This window comes from Streptomyces sp. RFCAC02, assembly GCF_004193175.1.
Lineage (GTDB): Bacteria > Actinomycetota > Actinomycetes > Streptomycetales > Streptomycetaceae > Streptomyces.
In genome coordinates this window covers 2,635,072-2,652,776 of the sequence record NZ_SAUH01000001.1, presented here as the reverse complement: position 1 = coordinate 2,652,776, position 17,705 = coordinate 2,635,072, and the positions used below count along the sequence as shown (strand labels likewise).

At 74.0% G+C, this 17,705-nt stretch carries 20 protein-coding genes; 10 read left to right on the top strand and 10 right to left on the bottom strand.

Annotation, left to right across the window (positions count from 1 at the left end; translation table 11 throughout):
* Positions 1 to 222: 222 nt before the first annotated feature.
* Positions 223 to 918, bottom strand: coding sequence for a TetR/AcrR family transcriptional regulator (locus EMA09_RS12240; protein WP_206305940.1), 696 nt, complete (start codon positions 916 to 918; stop codon positions 223 to 225).
* Positions 919 to 1,029: 111 nt separating this feature from the next.
* On the opposite strand from EMA09_RS12240, the gene EMA09_RS12235 reads away from it, so the two are divergent.
* From EMA09_RS12235 to EMA09_RS12220, 4 genes are all read left to right on the top strand, one after another.
* Positions 1,030 to 2,061 carry a hypothetical protein gene (locus EMA09_RS12235; protein WP_129843992.1) on the top strand — a complete coding sequence of 344 codons (1,032 nt, stop codon included), beginning with the start codon at positions 1,030 to 1,032 and terminating at the stop codon, positions 2,059 to 2,061.
* A gap of 119 nt (positions 2,062 to 2,180) precedes the next feature.
* Positions 2,181 to 2,594 carry a YciI family protein gene (locus tag EMA09_RS12230; protein WP_129841089.1) on the top strand — a complete coding sequence of 138 codons (414 nt, stop codon included), beginning with the start codon at positions 2,181 to 2,183 and terminating at the stop codon, positions 2,592 to 2,594.
* The gene (locus tag EMA09_RS12225; protein ID WP_129841088.1) at positions 2,594 to 3,739 is read left to right on the top strand and encodes a DUF6596 domain-containing protein; all 1,146 of its coding nucleotides are present in this window, start codon (positions 2,594 to 2,596) and stop codon (positions 3,737 to 3,739) included. Before EMA09_RS12230 ends, EMA09_RS12225 begins: the two co-directional genes overlap by 1 nt.
* 46 nt (positions 3,740 to 3,785) lie before the next feature.
* The gene (locus EMA09_RS12220) at positions 3,786 to 4,406 is read left to right on the top strand and encodes a dihydrofolate reductase family protein (protein WP_129841087.1); all 621 of its coding nucleotides are present in this window, start codon (positions 3,786 to 3,788) and stop codon (positions 4,404 to 4,406) included.
* Positions 4,407 to 4,419: 13 nt separating this feature from the next.
* Here EMA09_RS12220 and EMA09_RS12215 read toward each other — a convergent pair whose 3' ends face one another.
* Complete coding sequence (locus EMA09_RS12215) at positions 4,420 to 4,899, bottom strand: MarR family transcriptional regulator (RefSeq protein ID WP_129841086.1); 480 nt, start codon at positions 4,897 to 4,899, stop codon at positions 4,420 to 4,422.
* Positions 4,900 to 5,013: 114 nt separating this feature from the next.
* Between EMA09_RS12215 and EMA09_RS12210 the strand changes: the two genes are divergently transcribed.
* Positions 5,014 to 6,099 carry an epoxide hydrolase family protein gene (locus EMA09_RS12210; RefSeq protein ID WP_129841085.1) on the top strand — a complete coding sequence of 362 codons (1,086 nt, stop codon included), beginning with the start codon at positions 5,014 to 5,016 and terminating at the stop codon, positions 6,097 to 6,099.
* Between the two features lie 263 nt (positions 6,100 to 6,362).
* Entirely contained in the window at positions 6,363 to 7,031 is a 669-nt protein-coding gene (locus EMA09_RS12205) for a hypothetical protein (protein WP_240796361.1), read from the top strand.
* A gap of 4 nt (positions 7,032 to 7,035) precedes the next feature.
* Here the strand turns inward: EMA09_RS12205 and EMA09_RS12200 are convergent, their stop codons facing one another.
* The 6 genes from EMA09_RS12200 to EMA09_RS12175 form a co-directional block, all read right to left on the bottom strand.
* Complete coding sequence (locus EMA09_RS12200; protein WP_129841084.1) at positions 7,036 to 8,355, bottom strand: DUF3500 domain-containing protein; 1,320 nt, start codon at positions 8,353 to 8,355, stop codon at positions 7,036 to 7,038.
* Positions 8,356 to 8,611: 256 nt separating this feature from the next.
* Positions 8,612 to 10,480 carry a hypothetical protein gene (locus tag EMA09_RS12195; protein ID WP_129841083.1) on the bottom strand — a complete coding sequence of 623 codons (1,869 nt, stop codon included), beginning with the start codon at positions 10,478 to 10,480 and terminating at the stop codon, positions 8,612 to 8,614.
* A 42-nt stretch (positions 10,481 to 10,522) separates the two neighbouring features.
* Entirely contained in the window at positions 10,523 to 12,289 is a 1,767-nt protein-coding gene (locus EMA09_RS12190) for a BTAD domain-containing putative transcriptional regulator (RefSeq protein ID WP_129841082.1), read from the bottom strand.
* A gap of 93 nt (positions 12,290 to 12,382) precedes the next feature.
* Positions 12,383 to 13,162: a DUF6065 family protein gene (locus EMA09_RS12185; RefSeq protein WP_129841081.1), complete on the bottom strand. Its 780-nt coding sequence runs from the start codon at positions 13,160 to 13,162 to the stop codon at positions 12,383 to 12,385.
* Positions 13,163 to 13,257: 95 nt separating this feature from the next.
* Positions 13,258 to 13,416 carry a hypothetical protein gene (locus tag EMA09_RS28345; RefSeq protein WP_168220714.1) on the bottom strand — a complete coding sequence of 53 codons (159 nt, stop codon included), beginning with the start codon at positions 13,414 to 13,416 and terminating at the stop codon, positions 13,258 to 13,260.
* 117 nt (positions 13,417 to 13,533) lie between these two features.
* On the bottom strand, positions 13,534 to 13,854 hold the full coding sequence (locus EMA09_RS12175) for a putative quinol monooxygenase (RefSeq protein WP_129841080.1): 321 nt from the start codon (positions 13,852 to 13,854) through the stop codon (positions 13,534 to 13,536).
* Positions 13,855 to 13,918: 64 nt separating this feature from the next.
* On the opposite strand from EMA09_RS12175, the gene EMA09_RS12170 reads away from it, so the two are divergent.
* Both EMA09_RS12170 and EMA09_RS12165 read left to right on the top strand, forming a co-directional pair.
* Positions 13,919 to 14,263, top strand: coding sequence for a MerR family transcriptional regulator (locus EMA09_RS12170; RefSeq protein ID WP_129841079.1), 345 nt, complete (start codon positions 13,919 to 13,921; stop codon positions 14,261 to 14,263).
* A gap of 71 nt (positions 14,264 to 14,334) precedes the next feature.
* On the top strand, positions 14,335 to 14,700 hold the full coding sequence (locus EMA09_RS12165; protein WP_129841078.1) for a hypothetical protein: 366 nt from the start codon (positions 14,335 to 14,337) through the stop codon (positions 14,698 to 14,700).
* Between the two features lie 22 nt (positions 14,701 to 14,722).
* Here EMA09_RS12165 and EMA09_RS12160 read toward each other — a convergent pair whose 3' ends face one another.
* Positions 14,723 to 15,574 (bottom strand): alpha/beta hydrolase, encoded by an 852-nt coding sequence (locus EMA09_RS12160; RefSeq protein WP_129841077.1) that lies wholly within the window; start codon positions 15,572 to 15,574, stop codon positions 14,723 to 14,725.
* Positions 15,575 to 15,676: 102 nt separating this feature from the next.
* Here EMA09_RS12160 and EMA09_RS12155 point away from each other — a divergent pair, with 102 nt between their 5' ends.
* Both EMA09_RS12155 and EMA09_RS12150 read left to right on the top strand, forming a co-directional pair.
* A complete protein-coding gene (locus EMA09_RS12155) occupies positions 15,677 to 16,129 on the top strand; it encodes a helix-turn-helix domain-containing protein (RefSeq protein WP_129841076.1) in 453 nt (150 codons plus the stop codon).
* Between the two features lie 101 nt (positions 16,130 to 16,230).
* Positions 16,231 to 17,259 carry a LacI family DNA-binding transcriptional regulator gene (locus EMA09_RS12150; RefSeq protein WP_240796360.1) on the top strand — a complete coding sequence of 343 codons (1,029 nt, stop codon included), beginning with the start codon at positions 16,231 to 16,233 and terminating at the stop codon, positions 17,257 to 17,259.
* 15 nt (positions 17,260 to 17,274) lie between these two features.
* On the opposite strand, the gene EMA09_RS12145 is transcribed toward EMA09_RS12150, so the two are convergent.
* Positions 17,275 to 17,688 carry a cupin domain-containing protein gene (locus EMA09_RS12145; protein ID WP_129841074.1) on the bottom strand — a complete coding sequence of 138 codons (414 nt, stop codon included), beginning with the start codon at positions 17,686 to 17,688 and terminating at the stop codon, positions 17,275 to 17,277.
* Positions 17,689 to 17,705: the final 17 nt, after the last annotated feature.

Here is a 17,705-nt window from a genome sequence, read left to right as displayed (position 1 = left end):
GGAGGAGCACGCGGTCAGGAACAGTGGAAAGGAAGCCGTTCGTCCCGCCTGGCCCGGTGATTCTCCAATGAGCGATCGTCTGCTGTGGAGGTCCCTCGTTCTCTGGAGCGATGCGCAATTCCCCCGTGCCGTCTCCCCGTTCCAGGTCCCGCGTTCCGGCGGCGCCTTCCGGGTTGCTCCGGGTAGTGCTTTCACGTCTTCCGCCGGGAATCGCGCCGGGGCCTACTCCGGTTTCCGTATTTTCGGTGAGCGGTCGTCCGGCGCGGCGTCGCCCGTGCGCGACGGGACCGATGCCCGGGATGCGGCGCGGCCGTGGATCAGGGGGAGGAAGATCTCGTCGATGATCTCGACGAGGTTGGCGTCCGGTACGGACGGTGCGCCCCGCGCCGTGTATTCGTCGCGCAGCAGTGCGGTGGGTGTGGATGCGACGCGCGGGTGCAGTGCCTCGGGGGTGGCCTCGCCGCGGTCCACCGCCCTGCCCAGCACCGTCAGCCATGCCGCCCGGTGCGGGTCGTCGCCGGCCGCCGGGTCGCGCAACTGGGTGACCAGTTCCTGTGTGCCGCCGGCCGCCGCGATGAGGCCGCGCAGGATCTCCCCGTAGGGCGACGACCAGGTCCGGTTCGCGCGCCGCAGGAGTTCGAGGGCGTCCTCGCGCAGCGAGCCGGTGTCCGGCACCGTGGTCCGGTCGGCGGTCAGGCGGCGGTACGCGGCGACGCCGAGCGCGACGCGGTTGGGCCAGCGGCGGTAGATCGCGTTCTTGTTCGTGCCCGCCCGCCTGGCCACCGCCTCCATGGTCAGCCCCGGGACGCCGGACTCCCGCAGCGTCTCGGCCGCCGCCCGCAGGATCGCGTCCTCCAGCACGGTGCCGCGCCGCCGGGGAGCCCCGGCCCCCCGCCCCGTGTCCGTGGACTCCGGCACTGCCTGCTCCCTCTCGTCGCGCGCTCGGCCTCCTACGGTACGCGGCGTACCCGCGGACGAGCCATAGGGTACGGTGCGTACCCTAAAGGTCCGTCCGTGGAGAGGGGCGTCATGCGCGTCTTCGGCATCAACTTCGACACCGGTTTCACCAGCGCGGGGACCACCACCCGCGAACCCTTCGACCCGGCCGTCGTCGGCCGCGAGATGCGGGTCATCCGCGACGAACTGCGCTGCGACGCGGTCCGGATCACCGGCGGCGACCGCGACCGGCTGGAGACGGCCGCCCGGCTCGCGGCCGAGGCCGGACTCGAGGTCTGGTACTGCCCGTTCACCAACGGGCTCAGCCAGGACGGACTCCTCGACTTCCTCGTCGACAGCGCCGGGCGTGCGGAGAAGCTGCGGCGCGCGGGCGCGGAGGTCGTCTTCCTCACCGGATCGGAGATATCGCTCTTCACCTCGGGCTTCCTGCCCGGCGACACGTTCACCGAACGGGCCGCCCTGCTGTCCGACCCCCAGCGGTTCCGTGCCGCCCTGCCCGCCCTCCCCGCCGCGGTGAACGCCTTTCTCGGCAGGGCGGTGGCCGCCGTGCGGGCGGAGTTCTCCGGCCGGATCGGGTACGCGTCGCTGCCGTTCGAGGGCGTCGACTGGACACCGTTCGACATCGTCGCCACCGACGCCGGTTACCGCGACGACCAGAACGCGGACCGGCTCGCGGGCGGGCTGCGGGCGCTGACGGCGCACGGCAGACCGGCGGCCGTCACCGAGTTCGGCTGCGGTTCCTTCCACGGCGCCGCGGCCCTCGCCAGCCGCGGCGACGCGGTCGTCGACTGGGACGGGGACGCCCGCCCGGTGCGGTTCAACCGAACGGTCGACCGCGACGAGCGGGAGCAGGCCGCGTACCTGCGTGACCTCCTCGACGTCTTCGACGGAGCGGGGATCGACGCGGCCTTCGTCTACACCTTCGCCCGCTACGACCTGCCGCACGACGCGGACAGCGCCGAGCGCGACTTCGACAGGGCGTCCTTCGGCATCGTCAGGGTGAACGCCGCAGGCGGCACGGGCACCGCGCGCCCCGGCCTGCCCTGGGAACCCAAGGCCGCCTTCCACGCGCTCGCCGAGTACGGGCGCGGCCGGGCCGGGTGACGCGGGCGGGTCCGGCCGCGAAAAAAAAGTCCGCCGGTGATGTCGAGAACCGGCGGGTGGCTCCGTCCCCGCTGTGAACGCGACCACAATGGGTCGCATCCACGCGGAGGAGAACCACGATGGCCAAGTACCTGCTGCTGAAGCACTACCGCGGCGCTCCCGACCCGGTCAACAACGTGCCGATGGACCGGTGGACACCGGAGGAGATCTCGGCGCACATGCGGTACATGAACGACTTCGCGGCGCGGCTCGAGGAGTCCGGCGAGTTCGTCGACGGCCAGGCGCTCGCCCCCGAGGGGATGTGGGTCCGCCACGACGGCGAGGGGCGCCCGCCGGTCACCGACGGCCCGTTCGCCGAGACCAAGGACCTCATCGCCGGCTGGATGGTGATCGACGTCGACAGCCGCGAGCGCGCCGTCGAGCTGGCCGGGGAGCTGTCGGCCGCCCCCGGCGCGGGCGGGAAGCCGATCCACGAGTGGCTGGAGGTCCGCCCGTTCCTGGCCGCATCGTCCGCCGCCACGGAGTGCCATTGATGGACGAGGCCCTGCTGCGGAGCCTCACGCCGCAGGTCCTCGCCGTCCTCGTCCGCCGCGGAGCCGACTTCGCGGCGGCCGAGGACGCCGTGCAGGACGCGCTGGTCGAGGCACTCCGCGTCTGGCCGGCCGACCGGCCGCGTGATCCGAAGGGCTGGCTGGTCACCGTCGCATGGCGCAAGTTCCTCGACGCGACCCGGGCGGACGCCGCCCGCCGCCGGCGCGAGGACATCGCCGACGAGGAACCGCCGCCCGGGCCGGCGCCCGCCGTGGACGACACGCTCCGGCTCCATTTCCTGTGTGCCCACCCGTCGCTGACCCCGTCGTCCGCGATCGCGCTCACCCTGCGCGCCGTCGGCGGCCTCACCACCCGCCAGATCGCCCGGGCCTACCTGGTGCCCGAGGCGACCATGGCGCAGCGCATCAGCCGGGCCAAGCGCACCGTGGCCGGCGCGCGGTTCGACCGGCCGGGCGACGTCACCACCGTGCTGCGCGTCCTCTATCTGATCTTCAACGAGGGCTACTCGGGCGACATCGACCTCGCCGCCGAGGCCGTCCGGCTCACCCGGCAGCTCGCGGCGCGGGCGGACCACCCCGAGGTGGCGGGGCTGCTCGCCCTCATGCTGCTCCACCACGCCCGGCGCGCTTCCAGGAGCGCGCCCGACGGCAGTCTGGTGCCGCTCGCCGAGCAGGACCGCGGCCGGTGGGACACCGCGGCGATCGCCGAGGGCGTCGCGATCCTGCAGGCGGCCCTCGCCCGCGACCGGCTGGGCGAGTACCAGGCCCAGGCCGCCGTCGCGGCCCTGCACGCCGACGCGCCCACCGCCGCCGAGACCGACTGGGTGCAGATCGTCGAGTGGTACGACGAACTGGTGCGCCTGACCGACAGCCCGGTCGTCCGGCTCAACCGGGCGGTGGCCGTCGGCGAGGCGGACGGGCCGCGCGCCGGCCTCGCCGCGCTCGCGGCGCTGGACGCGTCACTGCCCCGCCACACGGCGGTGGCCGCCCACCTCCACGAGCGTGACGGTGACCTGGTGACGGCGGCGCGGCTGTACGCGGAGGCCGCGGGCAAGGCGTCCGACCTCGCCGAGCGCGACCACCTGATACGCCGGGCGGCCCGGCTCAACACCCGGTTGCGCCGCTGACGCGGGGCTGCCGATGAGTACGGGCGGCGGCGCTGGTCTGCTCTGCATGACTCGTATCGTCGCCGACATCTCGGTCTCCCTCGACGGCTTCGTCACCGGACCCGACCCCGGTCCCGCAGACGGTCTCGGCACCGGTGGCGAGGCCCTGCACCACTGGGCGTTCTCCGACGACCCCCGCGACCGGCGGGTGCTGCGCGAGGCCACCGCCCGGTCGGGCGCCGTCGTCCTCGGCCGCCGGCTCTTCGACGTGGTGGACGGGCCGAACGGCTGGAGCGACGCCACCGGCTACGGCGCGGGCGAGGTCGGCAGGCCCGCGTTCATCGTGCTGACCGGCGCGCCGCCGCGCGCGGTGCGGCTCAACGACCTCGACTGGACGTTCGTCACGACGGGACTGCGCGACGCCGTCGCGATCGCGCGCCGGCGCGCCGAGGCCGCGTCGTCGGACAGCGGCACCGACCTGGACGTCGTCCTGATGGGCGGCGGCGCCACGGTCGGCTCGGCGCTGGACGCGGGCCTGGTCGACAGCCTCACGCTGCACCTCGCGCCCGTGGTGCTGGGCGCCGGGACGCCGCTGCTCACCGGCAGGGCACCGCGCACACTGGTCCAGCGGGACGTCGTCCCGACCTCGACGGCGACGCACCTGACGTACGACGTCGTGCGGGCCTGACGGGCGCCGGCTGTCAGGGCTCCTCGGGGGTGTCGGCCGTGTGCCGGGTGTGGTGGGCCAGCAGTTTGGTCAGCAGCCCGGTCAGCCGGCGGCGTTCGTCGGGGGACAGCGGTGCCAGCAGTTCGTCCTGGCTCGCGGCGAGCCGCTGGTCGAGGCGCCGCAGGTGACGCTTGCCCGCGGGGGTGAGCGTGATGATGTTGCGCCGCCGGTCGGCGGGGTCGGGGGCGCGCTCGACCAGGCCGCGTTCCGCCAGTTCGTTGAGGGTCGCGACCATGTCGCTGAGGTGGATGCCGCTGCGGCGGCCGAGGTCGGCCTGGCTGGCGGGGCCGGAGTCCTCAAGGGCCGCCAGGGTGCGGAAGTGGTAGCCGCGGGACTGGACGGACGCGAACCCGTCGGCCACCACGCGGTGCGCGTGGTGGCCGGTCTGGGTGAGCAGCCAGCTCGGCAGGCCCTCCCACCTGGCGGGGGCCGTCCTCTGCGAAGGGGTCTCCATGCGGCGAGTCTAACAATCGTTTGGCGCTCTAATGATTGTGTTACTGTTCGGGGGTCAAACGTTAGCCCGTCGCACGTTCTGTCGGCGGACGAGTCCTCCCCTGGAGCCGACGCCATGATCACGCCGTTCCGCATCGACATCCCCCAGGCCGACCTGGACGACCTGGCCGACCGCCTCGCCCGCACCCGCTGGCCCAACGAGGTCGCCGGCGCCGGATGGGACTACGGTTTCCCGCTCGCGCGCCTCAAGGAGCTGGCCGAGTACTGGCGCACCGGCTACGACTGGCGCGCCCAGGAGGCGCGGCTGAACGAACTCCCGCACTACACCACCGAGATCGACGGCCAGACCATCCACTTCGTCCACGTCCGCTCCCCGCGGCCGGACGCGCTCGCCCTGGTCCTCACGCACGGCTGGCCCGGCTCGTTCCTGGAGTTCCTCGACGTCATCGAGCCGCTCTCGCGCGACTTCCACCTGGTGATCCCGTCCATCCCCGGCTTCGGCTTCTCCGGGCCGACCAGCGAACGCGGCTGGGACGCGGCCCGGACCGCCCGCGCCTGGGCCGAGCTGATGCGCCGCCTGGGGTACGAGCGCTACGGCGCGCAGGGCGGCGACTTCGGCGCCGGCATCTCCGTCGCGCTCGGCGCCGCCGCGCCGGAACACGTCGTCGGCGTGCACGTCAACTACCTGCCGACCAGGCCCGACCCCGACGTCGAGGTCTCCGCGGCCGACGAGGCCCGGCTGGACACGGTCCGGCGGCTGATGGCGAACCGCCCGCCGTACCAGGCCCTCCAGGCGCTCACCCCGCAGACCATCGGCTACGCGCTGACCGACTCGCCGGTCGGCCAGCTCGTCTGGATCGCCGAGCGGTTCGCGCAGTGGACCGACCCGGCGACGCCGGTCGACGACGACCGGATGCTCACCGACATCTCGCTGTACTGGCTGACCGCGACGGCGGCCTCGTCGGGCCGGTTCCACCGCGACAACCCGCGGGGGAACGCGCCGCGGTGCCGGGTGCCGCTGGGCGTGGCCGTCTTCGCGCACGACATCACGCTGTCGGTGCGGCCCCTGGCGGAGCGGCTGTACGACATCAGGCACTGGTCGGAGTTCGACCGCGGCGGCCACTTCGCGGCGATGGAGGTCCCGGAGCTGTTCGCCGAGGACGTCAGGGCGTTCTTCCTCGACCGGCTGAAGGAGGGCTGACGGGGCGCCGGTTCGGGACGGTCAGCCGGCACCGGCCGTGTTCGCAGGCGCGCTCCAGACGGCCCCGCGAGACGGCCGACACAGGAAGCCCGCGCGTTTACGCGTGGGTGGAGTCACGAGCCCAGTTCACAGTCCTTCGACCCGCATGTCACGGGCGTGTCCTGAGAGGAGCCGGCGTGCAACTGGGGCAGGCGGGGCAACGTCTGGTGGGTCGTACTGCCCGTTCGAACAGAGCGGGGCACCCCCACACGGAGGAAGACAGCATGCGCGTCCGGAAGATCTCGGTGTTCACCACAGCCGCTGTGGCCGCCTGCCTCGCGCTGACGGCCTGTGACGGCGGCGGTTCCGACGACACCTCGGCCTCCGCCGAGTCCTCGACGGCCACCGACTCCAAGGAGACCGGCTCCGACGCCAGTTGCACCGACCAGCTCGACTACACGGGGGACCCGCGGTCGAACGCGGAGATCAACTCCATTGGTGAGGAGACCGGTACGTGCCCGGAGCCGCAGGTGGGTGGTTCGGAGGCGGGTTCTTCGGGGGACGCCGAGGTGAGCTGCACGGACGAGTTCGACTACTCGGGGGACCCGCGGTCGAACGCGGAGATCAACTCCATTGGTGAGGAGACCGGTACGTGCCCGGAGCCGCAGGTGGGTGGTTCGGAGGCGGGTTCTTCGGGGGACGCCGAGGTGAGCTGCACGGACGAGTTCGACTACACGGGGGACCCGCGGTCGAACGCGGAGATCAACTCGATCGGTGAGGAGACCGGTACCTGCCCCGACCCGCAGGTGGCCGACGACCAGGCGGGCACGCCCCGCGAGCCCGGCATGGAGTGCACGGACCAGATCAACTACGCCGGGGACACGCGGCCGAATGCCGAGATCAACTCCATCGGTGAGGAGACCGGCTACTGCCCCCCGGTCCAGCAGCAGTGACGCCTCAGTGGTCGGTGGCGAGGTGGAGTTTGAGCAGGTCCACCCCGTAGTCGTTGCCGTTGGGTGTGCGGATGATGGTGTGGATGTGCTGCTGCGTCGGCTCCCCGCCCATGCCGCCCATGCCGCCACCGGGGGCGCCGCTGCTTGAGGCGTCGTCCCCGGTGTTGTAGGCGAGTGGCGACTGGGCGTCGTACTCGATGAGGACGACCGGGCTGTGGACGCGGTAGTAGAACGCCGAGTCGTCGTCCGTCTCGCCGAGCCAGTAGAAGTACGTCTCGTCCAGGTGGTCCTCGATCTCCCGCATCCGCACCTCGGCGTGCCCGCTGTCCATGTAGCCGACGTACACGCGCACCAGGTCGAGGAGCTTCTCCCGCTGGGCGGAGTCGAGTTCCGAGCCGGCCAGGCCGGCGTAGGGCAGTTCGAGGTTGTCCTGGCCGGCGCCCGCCTTCATGTCCGTGCCGCTCTTCCCGGTCTCCGAGTCGATCACCTCGGCCTGCTGCGCGCTGCTCAGGGAACGCAGCAGCGCGAGGCCGGCCTCGGTCTCGTTCGTGAAGAGGGTGATCTCCTCGCCCTCGTAGGTGGCCGAGGTGGGCTCGGAGCCCATGAACGTCGGGGTCATGACGACCTGGTCGCCGAGGACGAAGTAGTTGATGGCGAGGTGGTGACCCTCGTACTGGAAGCCCCATGGGTCCGTGGTCGAGGGGGTGCCCATGAAGGTGAAGAAGTAGTGCCCCTCGGTGAGGGTCTCCTTGCCGCCGCCGTTGTAGTCGCCGAGGAACGCGTTGAGCTTCATGATGTTGCGGGACTGTTCGAGGCCGTCGGCCGACAGGGCCTCGCCGAGCAGGGCGTAGCCGAGTTCGCGCTGCTCGTCGGTGAGGTCGCCCATCCGGACGCCGGCGCGCTCGTAGCCGTCGACGTTGCTCCAGGCCAGCCACTCGTCCGCGTCGATCTCGAAGGTGCACGAGCGGCGCTCGCTCGACGACAGCGCGTCCAGGAAGCGCTGGGCCGCGGTGACGGTGCCGTCCGTGGAGACGCCGGTGGAGTGGATCGAGTAGAGGTCGTCGACGACCGTGCCGTCCGTGGTGAGGCCGACGAAGTCGGCGTACTTCACCTCCTCGGCGCCGGGTCCCATGCCGCCGGGACCGCCGGACGGCATGCCGCTCGGGGAGTCCGTGGCCGCGGACGTGCTCGACGTGTCGGAGGAGTCCGTGGAGCAGCCGGTCATGGTCGCCACCGCGGCGACGCCGCCGGCGAGCAGTGCCTTGTTCATGAACCAACGACGCGTGTGCTCGGCCTGGGGCGAGCGGGGCTTGTGTCCGTGCATGGGGCTCAGTCTGCACGGGCAATATGAGGAAACCATGAATGTGCGCTGTGACGGCGATCAGTGTCGGTGCCGGGGTGGGATTCGCCGCAGGATTGCGGAGAGCGTGCAGGTCAGAGCGGTGAAGCGGGCTGATTCCCTATCTCGTCGCGCCGAATTCCGGCCCGTGGAACGGCTTTTTGAATGAATAGCCGTTACGCCTTCCGTGGGGCGCGGCGTTGTCCGGGCCACTTTCTTTTCCTTGCATGAGCCGGATGCGTCAGCCGGTGGCGAGGAGGGTGCGGGCGAGGGCGCGGAGGTCCTCGTCCGGATGGCCTTCGTCGAAGGGGAGGGAGTCGCCGAGCACGCGGCGCGGGGAGTCCGCGAAGGATCGGAGGGCGGGCCGCAGCTCCCCGGGTATGTCACCCGCGGCGGCCAGGGCTCTCAGGGCGCGGAGGCCGACGGGTGTCGCCCCGACCAGTCCGGTGAGGACGGGGACGGCGCGGTCGGGGGAACCGGTGATCCGGTGGTGCGCCTCGGCCGCCGCCGCCCGGGTCCACTCGTACCCGGAGGTCAGCATGGGCTCGACGAGGGGCAGCAGCGGTACGGCCGCGGCGCCCAGCGGGTGGAGGGCGTCGAGGTGCCAGTGCGTCGGACCCGGCGAGGTGAGCAGGTCGTCGAAGGTGCGCAGCGCCGGTCCCGCGTCGCCGGTCAGCCGGTGGTGTGCCGCGGCGGCCGCCGCGCGCAGCGCGGGCTCGGCGCTCCCCGTGGCCTCGGCCAGCAGGGTGATGACCTCCTGCTCCGGCGTGCCGTGGAGCCCCAGCAGGCGCGCGGCGGCGACGGGCGCGCGGCGGGTCCGCAGGCAGTCGAGCAGTTCGGGCTGCGCGGCGCGGGCGGCGGCGCCGAACGCGCCGAGGGCGTCGACCAGGGCGGATCCCTCGTTCCCCGTGGCGCCCGCCGCCAGCTCGCGGCGTATCACCGGTATCAGGCGGTCGGCGGCCCCGGGGAAGGACGCCGCCGCCGACCGGAGCGCCTGCGCGTCGGGCCGGGCCGGCAGCAGGCCGAGGGCGCGCGGATCACGGGCCCGCGCGAGGGCCAGGAGCGCGGGCACGGCCACCTCGCCGTCCTCCGCGCGCGCGTGGTGGTGGAGCGCGTCACGGAGGCCGGCGCCCGGCTCCGGCAGGAGGGCGGCCCAGTGCCCGACGGTGCGCAGGCCGTGCGCGAGGGAGCGGGCGTCCCTCCGGTGCGGCAGGGCGGCGAGCAGCAGGCCGACGACCGCCGGCTCCCGGTCCCGCCACGTCCGCGCGATCTCCTCGGCCAGCCACGAACCGCGGAAGCCGAGGTCCCCGGCCGCGATCCACTGCCCGGCCACGGTCAGCCCCGCGTCCGGGTCACGCAGGAGGAGGCGGGTGAGGGCCTCGTCCCGCGTCTCGCCGCCGGACCAGGGGAAGTCGTCGTCGCCCGGGTCGGGTTCGGCGCCGTCGGCGGCGATGACCCCGACCAGCCCGGCCGGCCAGGGCGGCTCCCGGCGCCCGGCGGCGAGGACGGCCGCGGCCAGCCTGACCTCCGGCAGCGGGCTGTCGAGCGCGGCCACCTCCCGGCCGAACCGGGCGAGGACGACCGCCGCGTCCGCCCGCACGGCGGGCACGGGGTCGCCGGCGTACAGGGCGTCGATCCGGGCCGTGGCCGCCGCGCGCGGGCCGGGCGGGAGCAGCCCGGCCACGGCCGCGACCACCCGGAGCGCCGCCCGGCGCACCGGCCGCTCGGGGGAGTCGAGGCAGGGCAGCAGGTCCGGGAGGAGGCGGCACAGTTCGGCGCAGACGGCGGCGGTCGGGCTGTCCGGCCAGTACGGGGCGTCGATGTCCTCCGGGTCGTGACCGGCGAGGGCGGCGATGAGCATCAGCACCCGGTCGGCCCGGTCCGGGACGTGCCGCGCGGCGTGGGCGAGGAAGGGGACGGCGGGCGCCGACGCGGAGTACACCGTGCCCTGGTGGTGGATGGTGCCGAACAGCTCGTGGATCGCCTCGTCGGCCGCCGCGCCGTCCTCGTCGTACAGCGCGCCGAGCAGCTCGGGGACGTCGTCGGCGGGGCCGTAGGCGTGGGTCAGGGTGTGCCAGGGGACGTCGTGCAGTTCGGCCGGCGGTCGCATGGTCCGTACTCCTCGGTCGATCGGTACGGCCGACCCTAACGATCACCACTGACAATCCCCGCGCGCCAGTTCGGCGGCGTAGGCGCGGAGCAGGGCGTGGTGGCCGTACCGGCCGGGGCGGTGTTCGGTCAGCAGGTGGACGCGGGTCAGTTCGGCGAGCAGGGCACGCGCGCGGTGTTCCGGCTCGCCCAGCAGGGCGGCGGCCGACGCGACGGTCACCGGCCGGTCGCCGTGCCGGCCGAGCAGCCGGAAGAGCCGGGCCGCGTCCGCGCCGGCGGCGTCGTACGAGCGGGCGAACGCCGCCCGGACGCCGGCCGCCGGATCGCCGTGCTCGAACACGTCCAGGAGGCCGCCGGCCCCACCGGCCGGCGCGTCCAGCGGGAAGTCCGGGTCGAGCGCGGCACGGGCGGCCACGGCCACCAGGGCCAGCGGCAGCCCGGCGGACAGCGCGGCGAGCCGTTCGGCCGCCGCGGGCTCGGCCGCGACCCGGTCCGCGCCGATCCGGCGGGCCAGCAGGTCCCGCGCGTCGGCCGGCGGCAGCGGCCCGAGGGGGACGGGCCGGGCGCCCTCGGCGGCGACCAGCGCCGCGAGCCGGTCGCGGCTCGTCACCACCGTGAGGCAGCCGGGCCGGCCGGGCAGCAGGGGCCGGACGGCCTCCGCGTCGCGCGCGTCGTCCAGCAGCAGCAGGACGCGCCGGCCGGCCAGCGCGCTGCGGAACAGCGCGAGCCGGGCGCGCCCGTCGGCGGGCTGGTGCGACGGGGGTATGCCGAGCGCCTCCAGGAACCCGGCCGCCGCGTCGGCCGGGTCGAGCGGTGCCTCGCCCGGCCGGGAGCCGCGCAGGTCGGCGTGGAGCTGGCCGTCGGGGAACCGGTCGCGTATCCGGTGCGCCCAGTGCAGGGCGAGCGCCGTCTTGCCGACCCCGGCGCCGCCGACGACGGCCACGGGCGGCAGGGGGTGCGGGGTGGCGGCGAGCAGGCCGTCGAGACGGGCCAGTTCGCTGTCCCGGCCGGTGAACGACGGCGGCTGCGGCGGGAGCTGCCGGGGCAGGACGCCGTGGTCCGCGCTGCCGCCGGGCGTCCCGTGCTGGGCGCCGCGCAGCAGCTCCGCGTGCGTGTCGCGCAGCAAGGGGCCGGGCTCCACGCCCACTTCGGCCCGCAGCCGGGCACGGGTGGCGGCGTATGCGGCGAGCGCCTCGGGCGTACGCCCGCACCTGTGCAGCGCGAGCATGAGCTGGGCCGTGAGCCGTTCGCGGAACGGGTGGCGCTCGGCGGCCCGGCGCAGCTCGCCGACGGATTCCGCGTGCAGTCCCGCGTCCAGCCTGGCGCCGAACCAGGTCTCCAGCGCGCCGAGCCGCCGTTCGTGGAGCCCGGGACCCTCCAGTGCGCGCAGCGGCTCCGTCACCCCGCCGAGCGGCGGGTCGTGCCACAGCGCGAGGGCGTCCCGCAGGAGATCGGTCGCCGGCCCGGCGCGGCCGTCGGCGAGTTCGGCCCTGGCCCGCTGCACGGCGTCGTCGAAGACGTGCAGGTCGAGTTCGCCCGGCCGGACGCTGATCAGGTAGCCGGGCGGGCGGCGGACGATGGTGTCGCGGCCGACGAGTCTGCGCAGCTCCGAGATGTGGACCTGGATCTGGCCGCGGGCGCTGGGCGGCGGGTCGTCGCCCCACAGGAGGTCGGAGAGACGCTGGTCGGACACGACGCGGCCCGCGTCGATGAGCAGCGCCGCGAGGACGGTCCGCCGCTTCGGCCCGGCGAGCGGCAGGTCGCCGTCGGGGCCGGTGAGGGAGACGGGGCCAAGGATCCGGTAGTGCATCGTGCGGGCCTCGACTCGACTCGGCGGCGGTCCGGGCGGCCCTGCCCGGCGCGGCGCGCCCCACCGTACAGGCGCTCCCGGGGCGGCGGCCCGTCAGGAACGGGGCGCCGGCTCCTCGTCGGCGGGCGGCGCCACCGGGCAGGCGGCCGCGCGGCGGCGGCGCGACACCTCGCGGCGGTAGCCGCCGGGCCTGTCCTCCCGCCGTACGGCGAGCGCGTCGGCGACCATGCCGCGGGACTCGGGGAGGCTGTCGTCGTCGGCGGCGACGAACTCGAACCGTCCGAGCGTCTCCGGCCGGTACGCCTCGGCCGGGACCGGCTGGACGGCGAACAGCGGGTAGCGGCGGGAGAGCCTGACCACCTCGTCGCTGCGGCGGAAGCGCAGGTTGCCCACCAGCGGGCCGTGCCACCAGCCCGTCTCGATCAGCCCGTCCTGCACCTCGTACGTGAGGCTGCCCGGGAGGTTGGGGACGGAGCGCACCAGCAGGCTCCAGTCCGGCGGGGTCCTGGCGATCAGGCCGGTCCAGACCTGCAGGAGTCCCGGTTCGGGAGCGGCGGAGAGGACCGGCAGGCCGAGGACGGGGTCGTCCGGCGGGTCACCGCCGAGCAGCCGCAGCATGGTCCCGGCGGCGACGTCGGTCAGCGGCAGCCAGTCGGACCAGCCCTCGGCGAGCCAGCGGAACGACGATCCGTCCCACTTGAGGAAGCAGTCCACGGGCGGGTACAGGTACCAGCCGAATCCCGAGGCGGCGCGCAGCGGTTCGCAGTGGGAGACGGCCCGGAAGGGCGCGGTGCCGAGGGCGGCGGGGTCGGCGGCCGTGGGCGGCACGGCGCCGTCGAAGCAGGCGCGGAAGGAGAAGGGCGTGGTCGTCAAAGGACCGGTACCTCTTCCTGACACGGCCGGCCCCGGGCGCGGTGGGCGCCCGGAGCCGGCCGGTACGGGTGGTGCGGAGTGATCGGTGCGGCCGGTCAGCGGCGGGTGCCGCGCACGGCGGCCACCAGCTCGTCGGAGCTGCGGGCGGCCGGCCAGCCGAGGCTCATGCGCACGGGCACGACCAGCGCGTCGCGCAGGAGGGCGGCCTCGCGGCCGGCGGCGGTGGACGTGGTCGAGGTGGTCGTGGTGGCCATGTCAGTACCTCCAGTGCTGGGGGTGCGCGGATCGCGCGACCATGCTGGACCACGGTTCTTCGGAAACGCTTCGGAAACGCTTCTTTTCGATCGGGTCGATGCGCGGCGCAATCGCCGTCAGGCCGCCGGGTGGGGGCTGCGCATCGTGCCGGTGTACGCCTCGGGCGCGCCGTCCAGGTGCTCGCCCACCGCCGCCATGAACTCCCGCAGCAGCGGCGTCGCGTTGTGCCGGTCGAGGTCCTCGCGCGAACGCCACACCTCGTACAGGAAGAACCGGCCGTCCTCCTGCTCGTGGAGGTGGTACTCGAGGCTGCCCGCGTGCTGCCGGGACGGTTCGACCAGGTCGGTCAGGAGCGTCCGCAGGGCGGCGGCGTGGCCGGGCTTCGGGGTGAGGAAACCGTAGAGGGAGACGGGCGTGACCGTCGCTGTCGTCGTCATGTCCCCGACCGTAGGATGTGACATCGGTGTGAGTTTCAAGCCGGATGCCTGTGGGGTGGGTCACATGAAGATCGGGGAGCTGTCCCGGACGACGGGCGTCGCCGTCCGCCTGCTGCGGTACTACGAGGAGCAGGGGCTGCTGGCGTCCCGCCGTAGCGAGGGCGGTCACCGTCACTACGCGCCGGACGCCCCGGAGACCGTCGCCCGCATCCGCACCCTGCTCGCGGCCGGGCTCCCCACCCGGGTCATCCGCGAGCTGATGCCCTGTCTCACCGGCGACGGCTCGGGGGTGCAGGCGTGTGTCATCGACCACGTCAGGACGCGGCTCGCCGACCTCGACTCCCGCATCGACGACCTGGTGCGGGCGCGTACGGCGCTCGGCGGCATCCTCGACGCGTCCGCGGCCTGACCGGCAACGTCGGGGATATTGACGCGCGTTGAGGGCCGGGGGAGGATTCCGGGCGAGCTTCGGGAGGCAATGTGAAGAAGTCCGGACTGTTGCGCGCGGGAACCGTTCTGTCGCTGGCCGGCGCCCTGGTCGCCGGCGCCTCGGTGACCGCCTCGGCCGGTGAGGCCGGGGCGCAGGCGTCCTGCCCGTCCACATCCCTGTGTCTGATCAAGAACAACGTGACCGTGCTGGAGTTCGACGAGGTCGGTCCGTGGACGTACTTCGACGAGCCGCTGGCGGCGCCGATCGAGGTCGCCAACATGCGGACGGAGACCGTGTGGATCCTCCACGCCAGCGGATCGGCGCAGTGCATCTCACCGAGGACGATGGTCGACGTGCCGTGGGGCGCGTTGGAGGCCGTGCGGGTCGACGACAGCGAGGATTGCGAACTCCTGTGACCCGGGCCGCCGCCACGGCGTCTCACGCCGTGGCGGCGCCGAGGAGTTCGCGCAGCCGCAGCGCGTAGCCCGACGGGTGGCTCGTGCTGCCGTTGTGGCCGCCCGGCAGGTCCACGACCGCCGTGCCGAGCAGGTCCGCGAGGGCGTACGCGCAGCGGCGGTCGAAGACCTCCCCGGGGGTCGTGCGGCCGACGGCCGGGACGATGCGCGTGGGCACGTGCCGGAGGGCGGCCGTGTCCAGGGTGTCGCGCAGGACCGCCGTGAAGTCGTGGCGGATGAAGCGGTCGAAGTCGGCGCGGCGCCGCGCGTCGATCGGCTGGGGTGTCAGATCGGGCTCGTTGTCCGGCCCCGCGGGGTCGATGCCGAGGGCGTGGGCGATCTCCGCGAGTGCGGCGGCGAGGCCGGAACGCTCGTACGTCTTCTGGATCGCGACGAGTTCGCGCTCGTGGGCGGTGCGCGCCGCCGTGTCGGGCAGCAGGCGGGGTGCGACGGGTTCGTGGGCGATCAGCGTGTGGAGCCGGCCGGGGTGGCGCACCGTCATGTGCAGGCCGATGACGGCGCCCATGCTGCAGCCGAGCATCGCGGCCGGCTCGTCGGTGACGGCGGCGAGGACGCGGGCCGCGTCGTCGGCGTGCTCGGTGAGCGCCGTCGTGCGCGCGGGGTCGTGCGGGTGGCTGCGGGACAGGCCGCGCCGGTCGTACGTGACGATCGTGAAGGTGTCGACGAGCCGCGCCGCGAGGTCGGCGGTCCGGTCGGCGCCGCCCTCGCCGCTCTGGCCGATCAGCAGGACGGGACCCGTGCCGCGCACCTCGTAGTACAGGTGGGCGCCGGGGGCGTCGAGGGTGCCGGCGGCGGGGGAGATGCGCTGTCGCATGGGGTCGCTCCTCGGTCTCGTGGTGGTGGGGCGGTGGCAACCCTAGTCCATCGAATTAGATACATCAATACCGATGGATCGATGTCGATGTACATTCGGCGGATGAACGGAGTCGACCTCTTCCTGCTGGGCCGCGCGCTCATGAAGATCGGTGAGGACGCCATGCCCGAACCGCCGGGCGGCGCGGGCGCCCACCCCGGCAGCGCCCGGACCACGCTGATTGCCGCCAGCGACATCGCCGCCCACCCCGACACCACCGTCGGCGAGATCACCGCGCGCACCGGGCTGCCGCAGAGCCAGATCTCCACCGCCGTCGCCCGGCTGCGGGCGGCCGGTGCCGTCACCACCGCGCCGGACCCCGGCGACCGCCGCCGCGTCCTGGTACGGGCCGCGGCCGAGCCGTCCGCCCGGGTCGCCGAGATCCGGGCGGCGGACGTGGACGACGCGCTCGCCGCCGCCACCGGACTGCGCGACCCGCGGGAGCTGCGCGAGGTCGTCGACGCCCTCGACGTCCTCGCGCGCCACCTCGTCGTACGCCGCACACCCGGCGGCTGATCCCCGTTTTACGCATGCCGTAACACGGACCGGTTACCGTTCCCACAGAACGGAACAGAACTGCTCCGCATCGGAGAAACGCGTTGGTGAAACGATCAAGCGTGCGCCGCCCCACTCTGGAGGACGTGGCGCGGCGCGCGGGTGTGTCACGCTCCACCGTCTCGCGGGTGATCAACGGCGAGCCGGGGGTGAGCGCCGAGGTCGCCGAACGGGCGCGGAAGGCCGTCGCCGAGCTCGGCTACGTGCCGAACCAGGCCGCGCGCCGCCTGGTCACCCACCGCAGCGGCGCCGTCGCCGTCGTCGTGACCGAGCCGAGACGGCGCCTCTTCGTCGATCCCGTCTTCGACGGTCTGCTGCACGGCATCCGCGGCGAACTCCTGCGGCACGGGGCGCAGCTCGTCCTCCTCTTCGTCGAGGAGGACGACGACTACGCGCGCGTCGCCCACTTCCTGAGCGGCGGCCACGTGGACGGCGCGCTGCTGTTCTCGCTGCGGGCCGACGACCCGCTGCCCGGCATGATCGACCGGCTCGACCTGCCCGCCGTCTTCGGCGGCCGCCCGGTCCTCGGCCCCGGCCGCTGGGGGCGCGGCCACACCTACGTCGGCGCGGACGACCGCGGCGGCGCCGCCGAGGCCGTCCGCCACCTGCGGTCGCTCGGGCGCCGGCGCATCGGCACGATCACCGGGCCGCTCGACCAGGTGTCGTCGCTCGACCGCCTCGACGGCTACCGCGACGTGCTCCCGGACGCCCCGCCCCGCATGGTCGTCGAGGGCGACTACTCCCGGGAGGGCGGCGCCGACGCGATGGCCGTGCTGCTCGGCCGGTGCCCCGACCTCGACGCCGTCTTCGTCGCCTCCGACAAGATGGCGTCCGGCGCGCTCCAGGTGCTGCGCGAACGCGGGCGCGCCGTGCCGGAGGACGTGGCCGTCGTCGGGTTCGACGACCTCGCGTCCATCGCCGAGGCGACCGATCCGCCGCTGACCACGGTCCGGCAGGACACGGAGGAGATGGGACGGCTGATGGCGCGGCTGCTGTTCGACGACACGCGGGACGACCGGGGCGCGCCGGCCGGCCGCGCGCCGGCGTCCGTGGTGACGCCGACGCGCCTCGTGCTGCGGAAGTCCGCCTGAGCGGGGCGGCCGGGGTCAGTCCCGGCCGCCCATCCGGTCCTCCGGCGACAGGTGTTCCACCGTCACGCCCGTGTCCGTGAAGGTGCGCGTGACGGTGCCCGACGTGTAGACCCACAGGATGCGCAGCGGCACGTCGCCGACATTGCGGAACAGGTGGGGGACCGGCGACGGGACGTACGTCGTGTCGAACCGGCCGAGGCGCGTCACCTCCCCGTCCACGACGACCTCGGCCTCGCCGTCGAGGACGGTGACGTGCTCGTCGCAGTTGTGCGAGTGCATCGGCGCGCCGCTGCCCACCGGGTAGACGCTCATGCCGCTGGTGATGCGGTTCTCGCCGCCCGCCACGGGCGTCGTGACCAGCGGCGTCGTGGCGACCGAGCCGCCCCGGTCGAGCACCTGGACCTCGGACACCTTGATGATCACGGTCATGTCGTCTCCCTCCGTCC